This is a genomic window from Burkholderia sp. D-99, assembly GCF_011605345.1.
Lineage (GTDB): Bacteria > Pseudomonadota > Gammaproteobacteria > Burkholderiales > Burkholderiaceae > Burkholderia.
Map to the genome: position 1 here is coordinate 276,550 of NZ_JAAOXM010000006.1, position 17,311 is coordinate 293,860.

At 68.0% G+C, this 17,311-nt stretch carries 14 protein-coding genes and 1 tRNA gene; 4 read left to right on the forward strand and 11 right to left on the reverse strand.

Features of this window, described 5'->3' with window-relative positions; genetic code table 11:
• Positions 1-50 precede the first annotated feature (50 nt).
• Positions 51-326, forward strand: a complete 276-nt coding sequence (locus HAV18_RS23225) for an oxidative damage protection protein (protein WP_006478357.1) — start codon at positions 51-53, stop codon at positions 324-326.
• Between the two features lie 139 nt (positions 327-465).
• On the opposite strand, the gene HAV18_RS23230 is transcribed toward HAV18_RS23225, so the two are convergent.
• From HAV18_RS23230 to HAV18_RS23240, 3 genes are all read right to left on the reverse strand, one after another.
• Complete coding sequence (locus tag HAV18_RS23230) at positions 466-1,884, reverse strand: MFS transporter (RefSeq protein WP_166960356.1); 1,419 nt, start codon at positions 1,882-1,884, stop codon at positions 466-468.
• A 171-nt stretch (positions 1,885-2,055) separates the two neighbouring features.
• Positions 2,056-3,258: a CaiB/BaiF CoA-transferase family protein gene (locus HAV18_RS23235; RefSeq protein WP_166960359.1), complete on the reverse strand. Its 1,203-nt coding sequence runs from the start codon at positions 3,256-3,258 to the stop codon at positions 2,056-2,058.
• On the reverse strand, positions 3,255-5,006 hold the full coding sequence (locus HAV18_RS23240; protein ID WP_166960362.1) for an acyl-CoA dehydrogenase family protein: 1,752 nt from the start codon (positions 5,004-5,006) through the stop codon (positions 3,255-3,257). The genes HAV18_RS23235 and HAV18_RS23240 overlap by 4 nt, the downstream gene beginning before the upstream one ends.
• A gap of 173 nt (positions 5,007-5,179) precedes the next feature.
• On the opposite strand from HAV18_RS23240, the gene HAV18_RS23245 reads away from it, so the two are divergent.
• The 3 genes from HAV18_RS23245 to cysC all read left to right on the forward strand — a co-directional run bounded on the left by HAV18_RS23245 (position 5,180) and on the right by cysC (position 7,149).
• Entirely contained in the window at positions 5,180-6,082 is a 903-nt protein-coding gene (locus HAV18_RS23245) for a LysR family transcriptional regulator (protein ID WP_166960364.1), read from the forward strand.
• Positions 6,083-6,180: 98 nt separating this feature from the next.
• Positions 6,181-6,255: transfer RNA gene (locus HAV18_RS23250), tRNA-Val, on the forward strand.
• Between the two features lie 324 nt (positions 6,256-6,579).
• Positions 6,580-7,149, forward strand: a complete 570-nt coding sequence (gene cysC, locus HAV18_RS23255; RefSeq protein ID WP_347814783.1) for an adenylyl-sulfate kinase — start codon at positions 6,580-6,582, stop codon at positions 7,147-7,149.
• A gap of 22 nt (positions 7,150-7,171) precedes the next feature.
• On the opposite strand, the gene HAV18_RS23260 is transcribed toward cysC, so the two are convergent.
• The 8 genes from HAV18_RS23260 to hutU form a co-directional block, all read right to left on the reverse strand.
• Positions 7,172-8,566, reverse strand: a complete 1,395-nt coding sequence (locus HAV18_RS23260) for an aspartate aminotransferase family protein (RefSeq protein WP_166960370.1) — start codon at positions 8,564-8,566, stop codon at positions 7,172-7,174.
• Positions 8,567-8,594: 28 nt separating this feature from the next.
• Complete coding sequence (locus tag HAV18_RS23265) at positions 8,595-9,932, reverse strand: glutamine synthetase family protein (RefSeq protein WP_166960373.1); 1,338 nt, start codon at positions 9,930-9,932, stop codon at positions 8,595-8,597.
• A gap of 12 nt (positions 9,933-9,944) precedes the next feature.
• Positions 9,945-10,751, reverse strand: a complete 807-nt coding sequence (locus HAV18_RS23270; protein WP_166960376.1) for a gamma-glutamyl-gamma-aminobutyrate hydrolase family protein — start codon at positions 10,749-10,751, stop codon at positions 9,945-9,947.
• Positions 10,752-11,508: 757 nt separating this feature from the next.
• Positions 11,509-12,306 carry an N-formylglutamate deformylase gene (gene hutG, locus HAV18_RS23280; RefSeq protein WP_166960382.1) on the reverse strand — a complete coding sequence of 266 codons (798 nt, stop codon included), beginning with the start codon at positions 12,304-12,306 and terminating at the stop codon, positions 11,509-11,511.
• Between the two features lie 59 nt (positions 12,307-12,365).
• Positions 12,366-13,742 carry a formimidoylglutamate deiminase gene (locus HAV18_RS23285; RefSeq protein ID WP_166960385.1) on the reverse strand — a complete coding sequence of 459 codons (1,377 nt, stop codon included), beginning with the start codon at positions 13,740-13,742 and terminating at the stop codon, positions 12,366-12,368.
• A gap of 4 nt (positions 13,743-13,746) precedes the next feature.
• On the reverse strand, positions 13,747-14,970 hold the full coding sequence (hutI, locus tag HAV18_RS23290; RefSeq protein WP_166960387.1) for an imidazolonepropionase: 1,224 nt from the start codon (positions 14,968-14,970) through the stop codon (positions 13,747-13,749).
• 4 nt (positions 14,971-14,974) lie between these two features.
• A complete protein-coding gene (locus HAV18_RS23295; protein WP_166960389.1) occupies positions 14,975-15,598 on the reverse strand; it encodes a HutD family protein in 624 nt (207 codons plus the stop codon).
• A 2-nt stretch (positions 15,599-15,600) separates the two neighbouring features.
• Positions 15,601-17,289 (reverse strand): urocanate hydratase, encoded by a 1,689-nt coding sequence (gene hutU / locus HAV18_RS23300; protein WP_166960392.1) that lies wholly within the window; start codon positions 17,287-17,289, stop codon positions 15,601-15,603.
• Positions 17,290-17,311: the final 22 nt, after the last annotated feature.

Consider the following 17,311-nt stretch of genomic DNA (forward strand, 5'->3'; position numbering starts at 1 on the left):
GCGCAGGCACGACTGCCCTCCCCCCAGTTCGATTACAGGAGAAGTACACGATGGCTCGAATGATTCAATGCGCGAAGCTCGGCAAGGAAGCCGAAGGCCTCGATTTCCCGCCGCTGCCGGGCGAACTCGGCAAGCGCATTTACGAGAGCGTCTCGAAGGAAGCGTGGCAGGGCTGGCTCAAGCAGCAGACGATGCTGATCAACGAGAACCGCCTGAACATGGCCGACCCGCGCGCGCGCCAGTACCTGATGAAGCAGACGGAAAAGTACTTCTTCGGCGACGGCGCGGACCAGGCGTCCGGCTACGTGCCGCCGACGGAAGGCTGATGACGCGACGCGCGCGGCCGGCAGCCTGCCGGCCGCGCGCTCTGGGAAAGACGGCACCGTGTTTCGCACGGTGCCGTTTTCTTTTGGCGATACGCATCCGATGCGTTCCGGCCTCCCGCGCGGCAGCGTTGCGTGCCGCTCAGCCGGCCGGCTTCAGCGCACCGCCTTCGCCCGGCTGTGCATTCCCGTCAGCCGCGGATTCCGCGCTGCCGCCTTCGGTGCCCCATTCGGCCGCGTCGCTGCGTTCGGCCGTCGACAGTTCGTCCGCGCGATACCCGGTGCGATTCAGCAGCGCCAGCATGCAGACGAGCGACACGAACGCGTAAAGCCCCGATGCGACCGCGACGCCCACGATGCTGCCGGTCGCATTGAGGATCGCCTGCGCGAGCACGGGCGTGCCGCCGCCGACGACGAGCGCGCTCAGTTGATACGCGAGCGACAGGCCCGTGTAGCGGATGTTCGCCGGGAACACCCGCGCGAGCACGCCGCCGACCGCGCCATAGAACATCGCCGACGGAATCGTCGAGATGCACATGCCCGCGACGGCCACCCAGTACGACCGCGTCGCGAGCGCATGGAACATCACGGGCATCAGCACGATTTCCGGAATCAGGATCCAGCACATCGCGCGGCGCATGTCGACCTTCGACACGAACCACGCGCCGACCGGCTGCAGCAGGAACTGCACGACGAGCGAGATCGACAGGATGCCGAGGAACGTGCCCTGCGCGTAGCCGAGCTCCTTCGTCGCCCATGACAGCGCGAACGTGCTGCGGAAGTACGTGACGTTGATCACCGGCAGCGTGCCGGCCGCGAGCAGCACGACCACCCAGTGATCGCGCACGACGTCGCGCAGCGGCAGCTTCACGGTGCGCTTGCGCGCGAGCACGCGCTGCATGTCGGCCGACTCCTCGAGCTTCAGCCGGATCACCATGCCGATGATCACGAGCACGGCCGACAGCAGGAACGGAATGCGCCAGCCCCACATCAGGAACGACGGTGTCGGCAGCGCGCTCAGCGCGAAGAACGCGGCGGTCGCGAGCAGGTTGCCGGTGGGCGAACCCTGCTGCGCGAACGCCGCATACAGGATGCTGCGATGCTTCGGCGCGTTCTCGCTCGCGATCAGCACCGCGCCGCCCCACTCGCCGCCGACCGCGATGCCCTGCAGTACGCGCAGCACGACGAGGCCGGCCGGCGCCCATACGCCGATCTGCGCGTAGCCGGGCAACAGGCCGATGCCGGTCGTCGCCAGCCCCATCATCACCAGCGTGATCACGAGCGCGGTCTTGCGGCCGACACGATCGCCGAGATGCCCGAACACGATGCCGCCGAGCGGCCGCGCGGCGAAGCCGGCCCAGAACGTGACGAACGCAAGCAGCGTCGCGACGCCGGGATCCATCGTGCTCGAAAAGAACACCTTGCCGAACACGAGCGCCGCGGCGGTGCCGTAAATGTAGAAGTCGTACCACTCGATCGTGGTGCCGACGAACGCCGCGAAGGCGGCGCGGCCGGGCCGCGGCTGCGGCTGAGCGGCGGACGGGGATTGCGGACGGCTCATCGATGTCTCCATGTCTGTGATCGGTGGCGCGACTGTCGCGCGCCTTTTCCGGGTGACCGGCTTTACGCCGCCGGCCGGCGATGTTGCTTCAGGTTGCGTTGCCCTGTGTTGCGCTGCTTTTCGTTGCGGCCTGCCGGCCCGTCATGCTCGCCTGCGGGCCCCGTCGGCCGGTCACGTCTGGTCGGGCGCCGCCCTCAGAACACCGGCCTCGAGCAGTTGCTGCTGAAGCGCGGGATCGACGCCGAGGCGATCGAGCACCGCGCGCGTGTCGCCGCCCAGCGCGGGCGGCGGCGAACGATAGGTGGCCGGCGTGCGCGACAACTTCACCGGCGACGCCGTGCCGCGATACGCGCCGATCTCGACGAACAGGTTCCGGTGCAGCGCATGCGGATCGTGCGCGACGTCGGCCACCGTTCGCACCGGCCCGCACGGCACGCCGGCCGCCATCAGGTCGCGCGCGAGCGGCTCGCATGCGTGCTCGGCGAGCCGTGCTTCCAGTTCGGCCTTCAGCTCGGGACGGTGCGCGCAGCGGTTGCGGTTGTCGACGAAGCGTGGATCGCCCGCGAGCGCCGGCACGCCGAGATGCGCGACGAGCCGCGCGAACTGCCGGTCGTTGCCGATCGCGAGGAAGATCGGCACGGTCGCCGTGCGGTAGCTGTCGTACGGCGCGATGTTCGGATGCGCGTTGCCGCTGCGCGCCGGCACGCGCCCTGAACCGAAGAAATTCGGCAGGTGCGGATGCAGCAGCGACACGCCGCAGTCGTACAGCGCGATGTCGATCGACTGTCCGCACCCGCTCTTCTCGCGCTCCGCGAGCGCCAGCAGGATGCCCGCGAGCGCATTGAGGCCCGTGACCATGTCGACGATCGGCAGGCCGATACGCGTCGCATCGCCGTCGCGCTCACCGTTGACGCTCATCAGCCCCGCCATCGCCTGGATCACCGCGTCGTAGCCGGGCAGCCCGCCGAGCGGCCCCCCTTCGCCGAAGCCCGTCACCGCGCAGTGGATCAGCCGCGGGAAGCGCGGTTGCAGGTCGCGTGCGTAATCCATCCCCCAGCGCGCGAGCGTGCCGGGCTTGAAGTTCTCGACGAGCACGTCGGCCTCTTCGAGCAGGCGCCACAGGATCGCGCGGCCCTCGTCGCGCGACAGGTCGAGCGCGAGCCCTTCCTTGTTGCGGTTGACGCCCATGAAATACCACGCGGTATCGCCGAGGAACGGCGGCCCCCAGCCGCGCGTCTCGTCGCCGTCCGGCGGCTCGATCTTGACCACCGTCGCGCCGTGGTCGGCGAGCGCCTGCGTGCAGTACGGGCCGCCGAGCACACGGCTCAGGTCGACGACCTTCAGGCCGTCCAGTGCGCCACGCGAAGCGGTCATCGTTCGACCTCCGGCAGCAGGTCGAGCGCGGTATCGAGCGCGATCGGCGTGCCGCGCAGCAGCGCGTCGTAGGCGGCGGATTCGTCGTCGCGCGATGCCGGCGCAAGCGGATCGACCGGCAGCAGCTTGTGGCGCACGACCAGGTGCGCAAGCGCGAGACGCCGGAAATCCGGCGCGAGCCGCGCACCCTCGCACGCCATCAGCACGGCCGCGCTTGCGTAGTACAGCGCGGATGCGGCCTGCCGCACGCGCGCGTCGTCGCCTTCCGCCGCGACCCGCGCGAGCGCGTCGCAGGCGCGCGCGAGGATGCGCCGCAGCGCCGCGCGGCTCGCGTCGGGCAGCGGCGCCGCGCCGAGGCGGTCGCCAAGAAACGTACGCAGCGCATCGAGCGCCTGCTCGCGCTGCGCGGCCCGCGCGACGTCGAGCGCGACGATGTTGCTCGTGCCTTCCCAGATCGAGCCGAGATGCGCATCGCGCACGACACGCGCGTCGCTCCACTCCTCGATGTAGCCGGTGCCGCCGCGCACTTCCATCGCGTCGCCCGTCACGCGCCGCGCATCGCGGCACGCGCGGAACTTGATCAGCGGCGTCAGGATCCGCACGCAGCGCGCGGCCTGCTCGTCGCCCGCATCCGCCTGCGGCAGCAGCAGCGCGATCTGCATGAACATCGCGCGCGCGGCCTCGGCCGGCAGCAGCATCTTCAGCAACTGGCGCTGCATCAGCGGCATCTCGATCAGCTTGCGGCCGAACGCCTCGCGGTGCGCGGCGACGTGCAGCGCCTCGTTCAGCGCGCGCCGCATCAGCCCCGCCGCGCGCACACCGTTCGACAGCCGCGACATGTTGATCATGTCGGCCATCTGGTGAAAGCCGCGGCCGATTTCGCCGATCAGCCAGGCCTGCGCACCTTCGAGTGCGATCTCGCCGCTCGCCATCGACCGGCTGCCGAGCTTGTCCTTCAGGCGCACGATCCGGTAGCGGTTGCGCGTGCCGTCCGGCAGTGTCTTCGGCAGCAGGAACAGCGCAAGGCCTTTGATGCCGTCCGGCGCGCCGTCGGGCCGCGCGAGCACCATCGCGAGATCGGCGTCCGCGTTCGAGCAGAACCACTTGTCGCCGGTCAGGCGCCAGACGGTCTCGCCGTGCGCGTCCGTCTCGCGCGTCGCCCGTGTGGCGATCCTGCCGACGTCGGAACCCGCCGCCTGCTCGGTCATGAACATCGCGCCCTGGTACAGCGTGTCGAAGTCGCGCGACGCAAGCATCGGCAGGTAGCGCGCGACGAGCGCCGGATCGCCGAAGCGGCGCAGCGTACGCGTCAGCGAATCGGTCATGCTGACCGGGCAGCACAGCCCGAATTCCGCCTGCACGAACAGGAACGTCAGCGCGTACTTGACGAGCGGCGGCACGGATTCCGGCCCGTGGCTCAGCGACGCGAGCCCGAGCTCCGCATATGCAACGCGTTCGAGCGCGACGTACGCGGGATCCTTGTCGATCCGCTGCACGGCCTCGCCGCGCCGGTTGCGGTGCTCGAGCACGGGCGGGTGCTTGTCCGCGCGCGACGCCCATTCGTCGAGCTCGCCCGACACGCGTGCGCCGAGCGCGCGCAGGCGCGGCTCCAACGCTGCATAGTGCGCGTCGCCGAGATGCAGCTTCAGCAACGCGCCGAGGTCGGGATCGGCTGTGAAGAAATTGATGCCCCGGCTGTCGGGGATGTTGGATGCGCCGGCGTCCGGCGTGCGAGCGGTGTCGTTCATGCGTGCGTCTCCTGGGTTGCCTGCACGTCGGCTGGAGGCGCCGCCGCGGCACCCGGCCAGTCCCGCGCAAAGCCTTCCGCAGAGCGTAGGCGCGCGATCGATAAGCGTCCAATACAGGATTTATCCGGTACGATAGATATCGCTTATCGATGCCGACGCCGCGAGGAGACACCATGGAACTGAGGCAGTTGCGCTACTTCGTGGCGGTCGCCGAGGAATTGCATTTCGGGCGCGCGGCGAAGCGCCTGTTCATCTCGCAGCCGGCGCTGAGTTTCGATATCCGCAAGTTCGAGGACACGCTCGGCGTCCAGCTGTTCTCGCGCACCAACAAGACCGTCGCGCTGACCAACGCGGGCGAGGTGCTGCTCGGCGAAGCGCGCCGGCTGCTGCTGCAGGCGGCCGAGGCCGAACGCCTGACGGTGCGCTCCGCGTCCGGTCTCGCGGGCCGGCTGCGGATCGGCTTCGTTCATTCGATGCTGTACCGCGGGCTGCCCGATGCCGTGCAGCGCTTCGAGGCCGACTACCCGGGCGTCGAGGTCGTGCTGAGCGAAATGAACACCCAGGCGCAAGTGCAGGCGATCCAGCGCGGCCAGATCGATCTCGGCTACGCGCACTGGGGCCACTTCCCGCCCGAGGTCGAATCGGTGCCCGTCTATGCGGAGCCATTCGTGTGCTGCCTGCCGGCCGCGCATCCGCTCGCGCGGCGCAGGCAGGTCGCGCTCGCCGCGCTGGCCACAGAACCCTTCATCCTGTTCCCGCGCGAAGCGGCACCGCACTATCACGACCTGATCATCGCGCAATGCGTGAACGCCGGCTTCAGCCCGCTGATCCGCCACGAGGCACGGCTGTGGCAGACGATCCTGTCGATGATCGAGTTCGGGATGGGTATCGCGCTCGTGCCGCGCGTGTTGCAGCAGGTGAAGAGCGACCGGCTCGCGTTCCGGCCGCTGAAGGATGCATCACTCGAATCGCGCACGCTCGCACTGAAGCGCAGCGGCGCGGCCGAACCGGTTGCGCTGCGCTTCGCCGACTACGTGCGCGCATCGATCGACGCGCTGCCCGCGCTCGCGGGCTGAGCGCACGGCCGGCTCGCAGGTATTTGCGGGTATCTGAAAAATATTTGCAGAAAGTGCTTTACAGACCCTCAAAGCACTGACATAATTTCAGCTTCTTTGGGCGGTTAGCTCAGCGGTAGAGCACTGCCTTCACACGGCAGGGGTCACTGGTTCGATCCCAGTACCGCCCACCAAAGAATTCAAGGGCCTGCGTCTCACGACGCAGGCCCTTTTCGTTTTGGCTTCGCGCCACGCCATTGCTGCCCCGTCCGACTCGGCGCCGAGCCGCCAACGCATGCCGGACGCCGTTCATCGCCCCTCGCACATCCCCTGCGTCTCGAACACTCGGGAACACTCGGCCCCGCAACGCGCACCGCCCACTCTCGCGACCCGGTATGCGTAATGCACGGTAACCAATCCGTAACATCTGCCAGATAGCGGCTGAATAGAATCGCCCAACGATAACGGCCGACCGAGGCAGCGTCGGCTCCCGTTCCAGTCACAGGATCACGCATCGCGTGACCCGTGCGCACCGTTCCGAAGCAGCCATGACACTGTCCACGTCACATACCTTGTGGTTGACCGGCCTGAGCGGCGCCGGCAAATCCACACTTTCGCGCCAGGTCGCTGCCCACCTTCGCGAACACCAGATCCCCGTCTGCATGCTCGACGGCGACGAACTCCGCGCGGGTGTGTCGCCCGATCTCGGCTTCAAACGCGAAGACCGCGCGGAGAACTGTCGACGCACAGCCGAAATAGCGAAGCTGCTGAACGCCCAGGGCATCACGGTAATCGTTGCGCTGATCTCCCCCTACGCCGCGGACCGGCAACTCGCACGAGACATCATCGGCCGCGAGCGCTTCGTGGAAATCTACCTGCAGACCGACATCGAGACCTGCTCCGCGCGGGATCCGAAGCGTCTGTATGCAAAGGCAATCACCGGCCAGACCCGCCAGTTCACCGGCATCTCGGATCCATACGAAGCACCCGTCTGCGCCGATCTCGTCCTCGATACCGGAACGACGAGCATCCCGGCTTGCGTCGCGCGCATCATCGAATTCGATCTGCAGCGCTACGCCCACGTGTAGTCACGGCGGGCGCGACAACGGCTCACGTGGAACGCCCCACCCGCTGAGCCGTCGCATCGAACGCACGCTTCGCCTTGTCGACGATCTCGTCGACCTCCGCCTCGCGAATCACGAGCGGCGGCGACAGCAGCATCCGGTCGCCGGTCGCACGCATGATCAGGTTGCCGTTGAAGCAGAAGTCGCGGCAGATCGTCCCGATATCGACATTCGCACCGAACCGCTCGCGCCGGTTACGGTCGCGCGCAAGCTGAACGCCCGCGACCAGCCCCGCTCCCGCAATCTCCCCGACGATCGGATGGTCGGCCAGCGCATCGCGCAGCCGGCGCTGGAAGTACGGCCCGATGTCGTTCTTCACACGCTCGACGATCCCTTCGTCGCGCAGCAGCTTCAGGTTCGCGACCGCGACGGCCGCCGCGACCGGGTGGCCCGAGTACGTGAGGCCGTGGTTGAATTCGCCGTTGTCGATGATCGGCCGCGCCACGCGTTCATGAATGCCGACGGCACCCATCGGCACGTAGCCCGACGTGAGGCCCTTCGCCATCGTGATCAGGTCCGGCTCGAAGCCGAAGTGCTGGTGTGCGAACCATTCGCCGGTGCGTCCGAAGCCGCCGATCACTTCGTCGGCGACGAGCAGGATGTCGTACTTGCGGCAGATCCGCTGGATTTCCGGCCAGTACGTCGACGGCGGGAAGATCACGCCGCCCGCGCCCTGGAACGGCTCGCCGATGAATGCCGCGACGTTCTCCGCGCCGAGTTCGAGGATCTTCGCCTCGAGTTGCTGCGCGCGGGCAAGGCCGAATGCCTCGGGCGTTTCGCCGACCGCCGCTTCGCCGAAGAAATACGGCTGGTCGATGTGCACGATGTGCTCGACCTTCGACGGCATCTGCTCGTGCATGTAGCCCATCCCGCCGAGCGTGCCGCCCGCGATCGTCGAGCCGTGGTAGCCGTTCCTGCGCGAGATCACGTATTTCTTCTGCGGCTGGCCCTGCACGCGCCAGCACTGGTGCACGAGGCGCAGCACGGTGTCGTTGCCTTCCGAGCCGCTGTTGCAATAGAAGAAGTGGTTGAAGCCGGCCGGCGTCACTTCCGCGAGCATCGCGGAGAGTTCGATCACCGGCGGGTGTGTGGTCTTGAAGAACGTGTTGTAGAACGGCAGTTCCTGCAGCTGGCGATACGCGGCGTCGGCGAGTGCCTTGCAGCCGTAGCCGACGTTCACGCACCACAAGCCGGCCATCCCGTCGATGATCTTGTTGCCGTCCGAGTCCCACAGGTAGACGCCATCGGCCTTCACGATCACGCGGCTGCCCGCGCGGTTCAGTGCGCCCATGTCCGAGAACGGGTGGATGTGGTGGGCGGCATCGAGCGCGCGGTATTCGGCGGTCGAGTGCGGTGAGAAGGCTTCGTTTCGATCGGTCATGTTTCCTCCGGATAACCGTGCCGCACGCTCAGACGTGCAGCAGCAGATGCCTGCGCTCCCACGAGCTGATCACGCGGAAGAACGCTTCGTATTCGGTGTCCTTCAGCGCCAGGTACGCCTTCACGAACTTGTCGCCGAGAATGCCGGCCAGCGGCGTGCTGGCCGCCATCAACGAGATGCCTTCCTCGAGATTGCGCGGCAGCTGATACGGCAGGTTGTAGCCGTCCGACGCGATCGGCTCGGTCGGTGCGAGCTGCTGCGACAAGCCGAGATAGCCGGCGGCGAGCGTCGCCGCGAACGCGAGGTACGGATTGCAGTCGACGCCCGGAATCCGGTTCTCGATGCGGCGCGCCGACGGGCCCGACTGCGGGATGCGGAAGCCGACCGTGCGGTTGTCGTAGCCCCACTGCACGTTGATCGGCGCGGCCATGAAGCGCGACAGGCGGCGATACGAGTTGATGTACGGCGCGAAGATCGGCATCAGCGCGGGCGTGTACTTCTGCAGCCCCGCGAGATAGCTGTGAAACATCGGCGACACGGCACCGTCTTCGTCGGAGAACAGGTTACGCCCCGTGCGCGCGTCGGCGAGGCTCTGGTGAATATGCATTGCCGAGCCCGGCTCGTCCTGCATCGGCTTCGCCATGAACGTCGCGTACATGTTGTGGCGCAGCGCCGCCTCGCGCACCGTGCGCTTGAACAGGAACACCTGGTCGGCCAGCGACAGCGCATCGCCGTGTACGAAGTTGATCTCCATCTGCGCGGCGCCGACCTCGTGGATCAGCGTCTCGATATCGAGCCCCTGCATCTCGCAGTATTCGTAGATGTCCTCGAACAGCGAATCGAACTCGTTCACGGCCTCGATCGAATACGACTGGCGGCCGGTTTCCGCGCGCCCGGTGCGGCCGACCGGTGGACGCAGCGGCAGGTCGGGATCGGCGTTCATGTCGACGAGATAGAACTCGAGCTCGGGCGCAACGACCGGCTGCCAGCCTTTCGCCTTGTACAGGTCGAGCACGCGTCGCAACACGTAGCGCGGCGAGATCTCGACCGGCGAGCCGTCGAAGTGCACGCAGTCGTGGATCACCTGCGCGGTCGGATCGACGGCCCACGGAATCAGGCAGATCGTCGACGGATCGGGCACGCACACCATGTCGGGATCGGTCACGCCGGTCAGCGTGCCGTCCTCCGGGTAGTCGCCGGTGACGGTCTGCACCATCACGGCCTGCGGCAGGCGCATCGATTCGCCGGATTCGAACTTGTTGCGCGGGATGATCTTGCCGCGCGCAATGCCGGCCATGTCGGGGATGATCGCCTCGACTTCGGTGATGCGGTGCTGTCGCAGGAATTCGCTCAGTTCGGGTTGCATGATCGGCCTCTATCAGTCGACGTCGGATGCGGCCGGCGACGGCATTGCGCCACCGGCTGCATGAATGCGATGCGTCATGCGCGCGCGGCAGGCCGCACCGAATGCCGCGAAGATGTCGCGCGACAGCGGCTGTTCCGCGTAGCGCCATTCGGGATGCCACTGCACGCCGAGCGCGAACGCGTGCGCACCGCGCACGCTGACGGCCTCGACCAGTCCGTCCGGCGCGCTGGCTTCGACGACGAGCCCCGCGCCGAGCTGCGCGATGCCCTGGTCGTGCAGCGAATTGACCGTCGCCTCCCGCGCGCCACGTGCGACCCGCTGCAGCAGGCCGCCCGGTGCGAACTGCACGACGTGCGCAGGGCCGTACTGCCGCTCGAGCGGATCGGCCGGCCGCTCGCGGTGATCGTCGAAGCCGGCCGTCGCATGCAGCCGCTGATGCAGCGTGCCGCCGTAGGCGACGTTCAGCTCCTGCATGCCGCGACAGATCGCGAGCACGGGCACGCCCGCTTCGATCGCCGCGCGGACCAGCGGCAGCGCGGTCGCGTCGCGCGCGGGATCGTGCAGCGTGTCGGGCGCGCTCGCGGCGCCGCCGTAATGATGCGGCTCGACGTTCGAATGACTGCCGGTCAACAGCAACCCGTCGACCGCCGCGACGATCGCATCGGCCGGCTGGCGCGCGCCGAGCGCGGGCAGCACGAATGCCAGCGCGCCGGCACCGTCGACGAGCGCGGCCAGGTACTTCTCCCCCGCCGTGTGGTTCGGATGCGCACCGCGCAGGATACGGTCGGCGGTAACGGCTACGATCGGGCGCGCACGCATGGGGGTCTCTCCGGCAATCGTGCGCGACACGTTCGCACACGGGACGATGAAGGCTCGCGCCGGCGCCGCACGCGCGCACCACGGCGCGGCGCATGCTCAAGCGCGATCCTGCCGCGCGAACGATGCGGCAACAGGCGGTGCAACCCGGAACGGAAGCGGAAAAGGACGCTAGGGCAACAACGATGCGCTGCCGTCGCACTGCACCGCGCTGAACACGTGCGCAGCCACGAGATTGAAGCGGCGCAGGCCGCGATGGGAAATGGCGAAGAAACGAGGCTCGCGTAAAGCGGCGGCACGCGTGCCGCGATCAGCATGCCGGATCGGCCCGGCCTGAGGCGGCGCGCCCGCCGACGGACTTCGCGTCCGGCGTATCGAAGGGCTGGCGGCTTTCACGATCGTACTCGACTGACGGATGAATGCAGGACACGTGTCGCGATCAAGCGCATGCGGCAATGCCGCGCGGCGACACGTCGGCAAGGTGTCTCGCAGCGAATTCCGGCGCGGCGCGGCCACGATCGATGGCCCGCCGCCGATGCGCGCGTGACGACTTCCTGACATTCAGCTTATATCACCTAGAAATTGCGTCAAATTTTCAGGTACCGATGACCGCATCGATCAGACGAAAGCCAGACGAAAAAAACGGCATCGATCGTGTGGATCGATGCCGTGTTGTGCATTGCATCGGTGCGGCACGCTGCGTGCCGGCGGGCTGCGATGCACCTGCTCCGCCGCGCTGCCGCATCCGTGCGGCCCGTGTTCAGCGATGCGCGAGCGCGGTTTCGACGAGCGTCTGCAATAGCGGCACAATCCGCGCCGCACGCGTTTCGTCATACGCGTAAGGACGCGTCTCTTCCATGTAGGTGATCTGCGAGAGTTCGAGCTGCACAGCCTCGACGCCGGTATCGGGCACGCCATAGTGACGCGTGATGTAGCCGCCCTTGAAGCGCCCGTTCGCGACGGCCGTATAGCCGCCATGTTCGAGCACGCGCGTGGCCAGCGCTTCTGCCAGACCCGGCGCGGCACTCGTGCCGCTCGACGTGCCGAAGTTGAAATCCGGCAGGCGGCCGTCGAAGAAGCGCGGCACGTGCGAGCGGATCGAATGCGCTTCCCACACGAGCACGCGGCCATGCTCGCGCTTCAGGCGCGCGACCTCGCGTTGCAGCGCGTCGTGATACGGCAGCCAGTAGCGATCGCGGCGACGCATGATCTCGTCATTGCCGGGCAGCGCGTTCGCCGGATATAGCGGCGCCTTGTCGAACGTATCGACCGGCACGAGCCCCGTCGTGTCCTGCCCCGGGTACAGGTTCTCGTTGTCGGGCGGACGGTTCAGGTCGACGACGTAACGCGCATGCGACGGTACGAGGATCGATGCGCCGAGGCCGGCCGCGAATCCGTACAGCCGCTCGAGATGCCAGTCGCAATCGTCGACGAAACGCGCGTCGGCCGTCATCGTCGCGGCGATGTCGTCGGGGATGTGCGTGCCTGCGTGCGGGATCGAGATCAGCAGCGGCAGCGTGCCCTGCTTCAGCGTGAATACAGCCGGTTGTTCAGTCATGTCGCATTACCGTTAAAGGTCTGCCGGCGCACGCATGCGGCGTGCGCCGGTTGCGCGCGTCAGCGCAGCAGTTGCGCCAGCGCGGCGCGGTAGTCGGCATACGCGACGGCTTCGTCGCGATGGCGGCGGCCGCTCACGACGCGCTCGCCGCCCGTATAGACGTCGAGCACCGGCGTCTCGCCGTGCTCCGCGAACACGATACCCGACAACCACGACGTGCTGTCGTGTTCGGCGATCGCCGGATGATCGGGATCGAGCACGAGCCAGTCGGCGCGGCACCCTTCACGCAGCGCACCGACACGCCGCCCGCTGGCCTGCGCGCCGCCCGCGAGCGACGCGTCGAACAGGCGATCGGCGACATGCGCCTGCGTGCCGCTCGCCAGCACGTTGCGCGCGCGGTGCACGAGCCGTTGCCCGTATTCGAGCAGGCGCAGCTCGGAACGCCATTCGACCGACGCATGGCTGTCGGAGCCAACGCCGATCACGCCGCCTTGCGCGAGATAGTCGACAGCCGGGAACACGCCGTCACCGAGGTTCGCTTCGGTCGTCAGGCACAGGCCGGCGACCGCGCGACGCTTCGCGAGCGCTGCCGTTTCGGCCGCGTCGACATGCGTCGCATGCACGAGACACCAGCGTGCATCGACGTCGAAGCGATCGAGCAGCCATTGCACGGGGCGTGCGCCGTACGCACGCACGCAGTCGTCGACTTCGGCCGTCTGCTCGGCGATATGGATATGCACGGGCGCATCGTCGGGCAGCCCCTCGAGCAGCACGCGCAACCCGTTCTCGGAGACCGCCCGCAGCGAGTGCGGTGCAACGCCGTAGCGCAGCCCGCCGTGCTCCGGCGCCACGCGACGCATCGTGTCGAGCAGCTCGAGCAGGCCATCGGGCGTGTTGATGAAGCGGCGCTGGTCGTCGCGCGGCGGCTTGTTGCCGAAGCCGGCGAACTGGTACGACACCGGCAGCATCGTGATGCCGATGCCGGCCTCGCGCGCGGCGTCGATCACGCGCGTGCCGAGTTCCGCGATCTGCGGATAACGCGAGCCGTCCTGCGTGTGGTGCACGTAGTGGAATTCGCACACCGACGTGTAGCCGCACTTGAGCATCTCGACATACAGCCAGCGCGCGATCGCCGCGAGCGCGTCGGGCGTGATCTTCAGCGCGAAGCGGTACATCAGGTCGCGCCAGCTCCAGAAGCTGTCGGCCGGATTCGCGCGGTATTCGGTGAGCCCCGCCATCGCGCGCTGGAACGCGTGCGAATGCAGGTTCGGCATGCCGGGCAGCACCGGCCCGGCCGCACGCGCGACGCCTGCCGGGGCATCGGTGTCGGGCGTCACGCCGGTCAGCGTGCCGGCCGCGTCCCAGCGCAGCAACACGTTACGGCGCCAGCCATCGGGCAGGTACGCATGGTCAGCGAACAACAGGGTGTCGGTCATAAGGCTATCCATTGATCCGGCGAAACACGGTCGTGCCGCCGCGTACGACCTGCTCGCACAGAGGCCGGCCGATCCAGTAGGCGAGCTCCGCCAGCGAGCCGACCGACCAGGCGGCGAAGTCGGCCTGGCGACCGACCTCGAGCGCGCCGTGGCGATCCGCGCGGCCGAGCGCCGCGGCCGCATGGCGCGTCACGCCCTGCAGCACTTCGGGCACCGTCATGCGGAACAACGTGCAGCCCATGTTCAACGTCAGCAGCAGCGATTCGAGCGGCGACGTGCCGGGGTTGTGATCGGTCGCGAGCGCGATCGGCACGCCGTGCTTGCGCAGCAGCTCGATCGGCGGCAGTTGCGTCTCGCGGATGAAGTAGTACGCGCCGGGCAGCAGAACGGCGACCGTGCCGGCCGCCTTCATCGCCTCGATGCCGGCTTCGTCGAGAAATTCGAGGTGGTCGGCAGACAGCGCGCGATAACGCGCGGCGAGCGCCGTGCCGCCCGCGTTCGACAGTTGCTCCGCATGCAGCTTCACGGGCAGCCCGCGTCGTGTCGCGGCTTCGAACACGCGCTCGGTCTGGGCGAGCGAAAAGCCGATGCGTTCGCAGAACACGTCGACCGCATCGACGAGCCCCTCGTCGGCCAGCGCCGGCAGCATCCGGTTGCACACTTCGTCGATGTATGCGTCCGCACGGCCTGCGTATTCGGGCGGCAGCGCATGCGCGCCGAGGAAGGTCGTGTAGACCGTGACCGGAAAACGCTCGCCGAGCTGGCGCGCGACGCGCAGCATCTTGCGTTCGCTCGCGAGGTCGAGCCCGTAGCCCGACTTGATCTCGATCGCGGTCACGCCTTCGGCGAGCAGCGGCTGCAGCCGCGCGGCGGCCTGCACGAACAGCGTCGTCTCGTCGGCCGCGCGTGTCGCGCGCACCGTCGACACGATCCCGCCGCCCTGCCGCGCGATTTCCTCGTAGCTGACGCCCGCGAGGCGCTGCGCGAATTCGTCGGCACGCGTGCCGCCGTACACGAGGTGCGTATGGCAGTCGACGAGGCCAGGCGTCACCCACGCGCCATGCAGATCCTCGCGCTGCCAGTGGGCATAACCGTGCGGCAGCGCGGACATCGCGCCGAGCCAGGCGATCGTGCCGGTTTCGTCGACGGCGATCGCCGCGTCGTCGATCGTCTCGTCAGGATGGCCGTGCGGACACAGCCTCAGGTGATGCCAGACAGTCGGTTTCATGCGTTCAGTCTCGTTCGCCGATGGCGAGCGACACGGCGAGCAACGCGCCGCTACCGCTCACGACGACGTCAAACGCACGCCGCGGCCCATCGAGCCGCAACGTGTCCATTTCTTGCAGTGTGTAGTGCTTGCCGTCGATTTCAACGGCGGCCTCGCCGGCCGCGCAATGCAGCAGCACAGTATCGGCGTGCCCGGAGCGGTGCGCGCCCGCGCGCCACACGTCGAGCGTGCCGCGCGCGGCCGAACGACGCGTCATCAGGTTGAAGTCGCGCGTCGCGCCGTCATGCAGCGTCGCGTCGATCGCCGCCTCGCCCGCGAAATCCGCGCGGGCCAGCGGTGCGTCGAGCACGTGGCGTGCGCCGCCTTCCTCGGCGAGCGTCATGCCCGCGCCGGACAGCAGCACGAGCGTGCGGTCGATTCCGTCGAAACGCGAGAACGGCCCGGCCGTGCCGACGTCCGCGACGCTCACGCGCCACGCGAACGCGTCGAGCGCGGCGCCCGGGGGGAACGCGCCGATTTCGCGCGTCACGCCGCCGCCGTTCTTCCATGGCGACGCGACGAGATCCGCTGCGCGGATCAGCGCGGCGGCCAGCGTCGCGTTCACCGGCGCCTGGTGGAGCGCCGTCATGCTCAGCGGCCGAGCATCGGCAGCTTCAGGCCGGCTTCGCGGGCCGTCTGCTGCGCGAGTTCGTAGCCGGCATCCGCATGGCGCATCACGCCCGTCGCCGGGTCGTTCAGCAGCACGCGGCCGAGGCGTTCGTGCGCTTCGGCGGTACCGTCGGCGACGATCACGACGCCCGAGTGCTGCGAGAAGCCCATGCCGACACCGCCGCCATGGTGCAGCGACACCCACGATGCGCCGCCTGCGGTGTTCAGCAGTGCGTTCAGCAGCGGCCAGTCGCTCACGGCGTCCGAGCCGTCCTTCATCGATTCCGTCTCGCGGTTCGGGCTTGCGACCGAACCCGTGTCGAGGTGGTCGCGGCCGATCACGATCGGGGCCTTCAGTTCGCCGTTCTTGACCATCTCGTTGAACGCCTGGCCGAGGCGATAGCGATCCTTCACGCCGACCCAGCAGATCCGTGCCGGCAGGCCCTGGAACGCGATGCGCTCACGCGCCATGTCGAGCCAGTTGTGCAGGTGCGGATCGTCGGGGATCAGCTCCTTCACCTTCTGGTCGGTCTTGTAGATGTCTTCCGGATCGCCCGACAGCGCGACCCAGCGGAACGGGCCCTTGCCTTCGCAGAACAGCGGGCGGATGTACGCCGGCACGAAGCCCGGGAAGTCGAACGCGTTCTCGACGCCCATTTCCAGCGCCATCTGGCGGATGTTGTTGCCGTAGTCGAGCGTTGCCGCGCCGCGCTCCTGCAGATCCAGCATCGCCTGCACCTGGACGGCCATCGACTGCTTCGCGACCTTCACGATGCTCTGCGGATCGACCTTCTGCGCTTCGCGCCATTGCGCGACGGTCCAGCCTTGCGGCAGGTAGCCGTTGATCGGGTCGTGCGCGCTCGTCTGGTCGGTCACGCAATCCGGCGTGATGCCGCGCTTGACGAGTTCCGGGAACACGTCGGCCGCGTTGCCGAGCAAGCCGATCGACACGGGCTTGCCGGTGCGCTTCGCTTCCTCGATCATGCCGAGCGCTTCGTCGAGCGTCGTCGCCTTCTTGTCGACGTAGCGCGTCTTCAGGCGGAAGTCGATACGCGTCTCGTCGCATTCGACCGCGATCATCGAGAAGCCGGCCATCGTCGCGGCCAGCGGCTGCGCGCCGCCCATGCCACCCAGGCCGCCCGTCAGGATCCAGCGGCCCGACGGATCGCCGTTGAAGTGCTGGTTCGCGACCGAGAAGAACGTTTCATAGGTACCCTGAACGATGCCCTGGCTGCCGATGTAGATCCAGCTGCCGGCCGTCATCTGGCCGTACATCATCAGGCCCTTGCGGTCGAGCTCGTGGAAGTGGTCCCAGTTCGCCCAGTGCGGCACGAGGTTCGAATTCGCCAGCAGCACGCGCGGTGCATCCTTGTGCGTGCGGAACACACCGACCGGCTTGCCCGACTGGATCAGCAGCGTCTCGTTCTCTTCGAGATCCTTCAGCGACGCGAGGATCTGGTCGTAGCATTCCCAGTTGCGCGCCGCGCGGCCGATGCCGCCGTACACGACGAGCGCATGCGGATGCTCGGCGACTTCCGGGTCGAGGTTGTTCTGGATCATCCGGTAGGCCGCTTCGGCCAGCCAGGTCTTGCAAACTTTCTCGCTGCCGCGCGGCGCGCGGATCGTGCGCGTCGGATCGAGACGGGGATCGATGTGTTTCGGATGGTTCATGACGACTGCTCCCGAGGGAAAT

Excerpts from the sequence above, each read along its gene's own strand:
- HAV18_RS23225 (WP_006478357.1), top strand. The coding sequence starts at position 51 with ATGGCTCGAATGATTCAATGCGCGAAGCTCGGCAAGGAAGCCGAAGGC.
- HAV18_RS23230 (WP_166960356.1), bottom strand. The coding sequence starts at position 1,884 with ATGAGCCGTCCGCAATCCCCGTCCGCCGCTCAGCCGCAGCCGCGGCCC.
- HAV18_RS23235 (WP_166960359.1), bottom strand. The coding sequence starts at position 3,258 with ATGACCGCTTCGCGTGGCGCACTGGACGGCCTGAAGGTCGTCGACCTG.
- HAV18_RS23240 (WP_166960362.1), bottom strand. The coding sequence starts at position 5,006 with ATGAACGACACCGCTCGCACGCCGGACGCCGGCGCATCCAACATCCCC.
- HAV18_RS23245 (WP_166960364.1), top strand. The coding sequence starts at position 5,180 with ATGGAACTGAGGCAGTTGCGCTACTTCGTGGCGGTCGCCGAGGAATTG.
- HAV18_RS23260 (WP_166960370.1), bottom strand. The coding sequence starts at position 8,566 with ATGACCGATCGAAACGAAGCCTTCTCACCGCACTCGACCGCCGAATAC.
- HAV18_RS23265 (WP_166960373.1), bottom strand. The coding sequence starts at position 9,932 with ATGCAACCCGAACTGAGCGAATTCCTGCGACAGCACCGCATCACCGAA.
- HAV18_RS23270 (WP_166960376.1), bottom strand. The coding sequence starts at position 10,751 with ATGCGTGCGCGCCCGATCGTAGCCGTTACCGCCGACCGTATCCTGCGC.
- hutG (WP_166960382.1), bottom strand. The coding sequence starts at position 12,306 with ATGACTGAACAACCGGCTGTATTCACGCTGAAGCAGGGCACGCTGCCG.
- HAV18_RS23285 (WP_166960385.1), bottom strand. The coding sequence starts at position 13,742 with ATGACCGACACCCTGTTGTTCGCTGACCATGCGTACCTGCCCGATGGC.
- hutI (WP_166960387.1), bottom strand. The coding sequence starts at position 14,970 with ATGAAACCGACTGTCTGGCATCACCTGAGGCTGTGTCCGCACGGCCAT.
- HAV18_RS23295 (WP_166960389.1), bottom strand. The coding sequence starts at position 15,598 with ATGACGGCGCTCCACCAGGCGCCGGTGAACGCGACGCTGGCCGCCGCG.
- hutU (WP_166960392.1), bottom strand. The coding sequence starts at position 17,289 with ATGAACCATCCGAAACACATCGATCCCCGTCTCGATCCGACGCGCACG.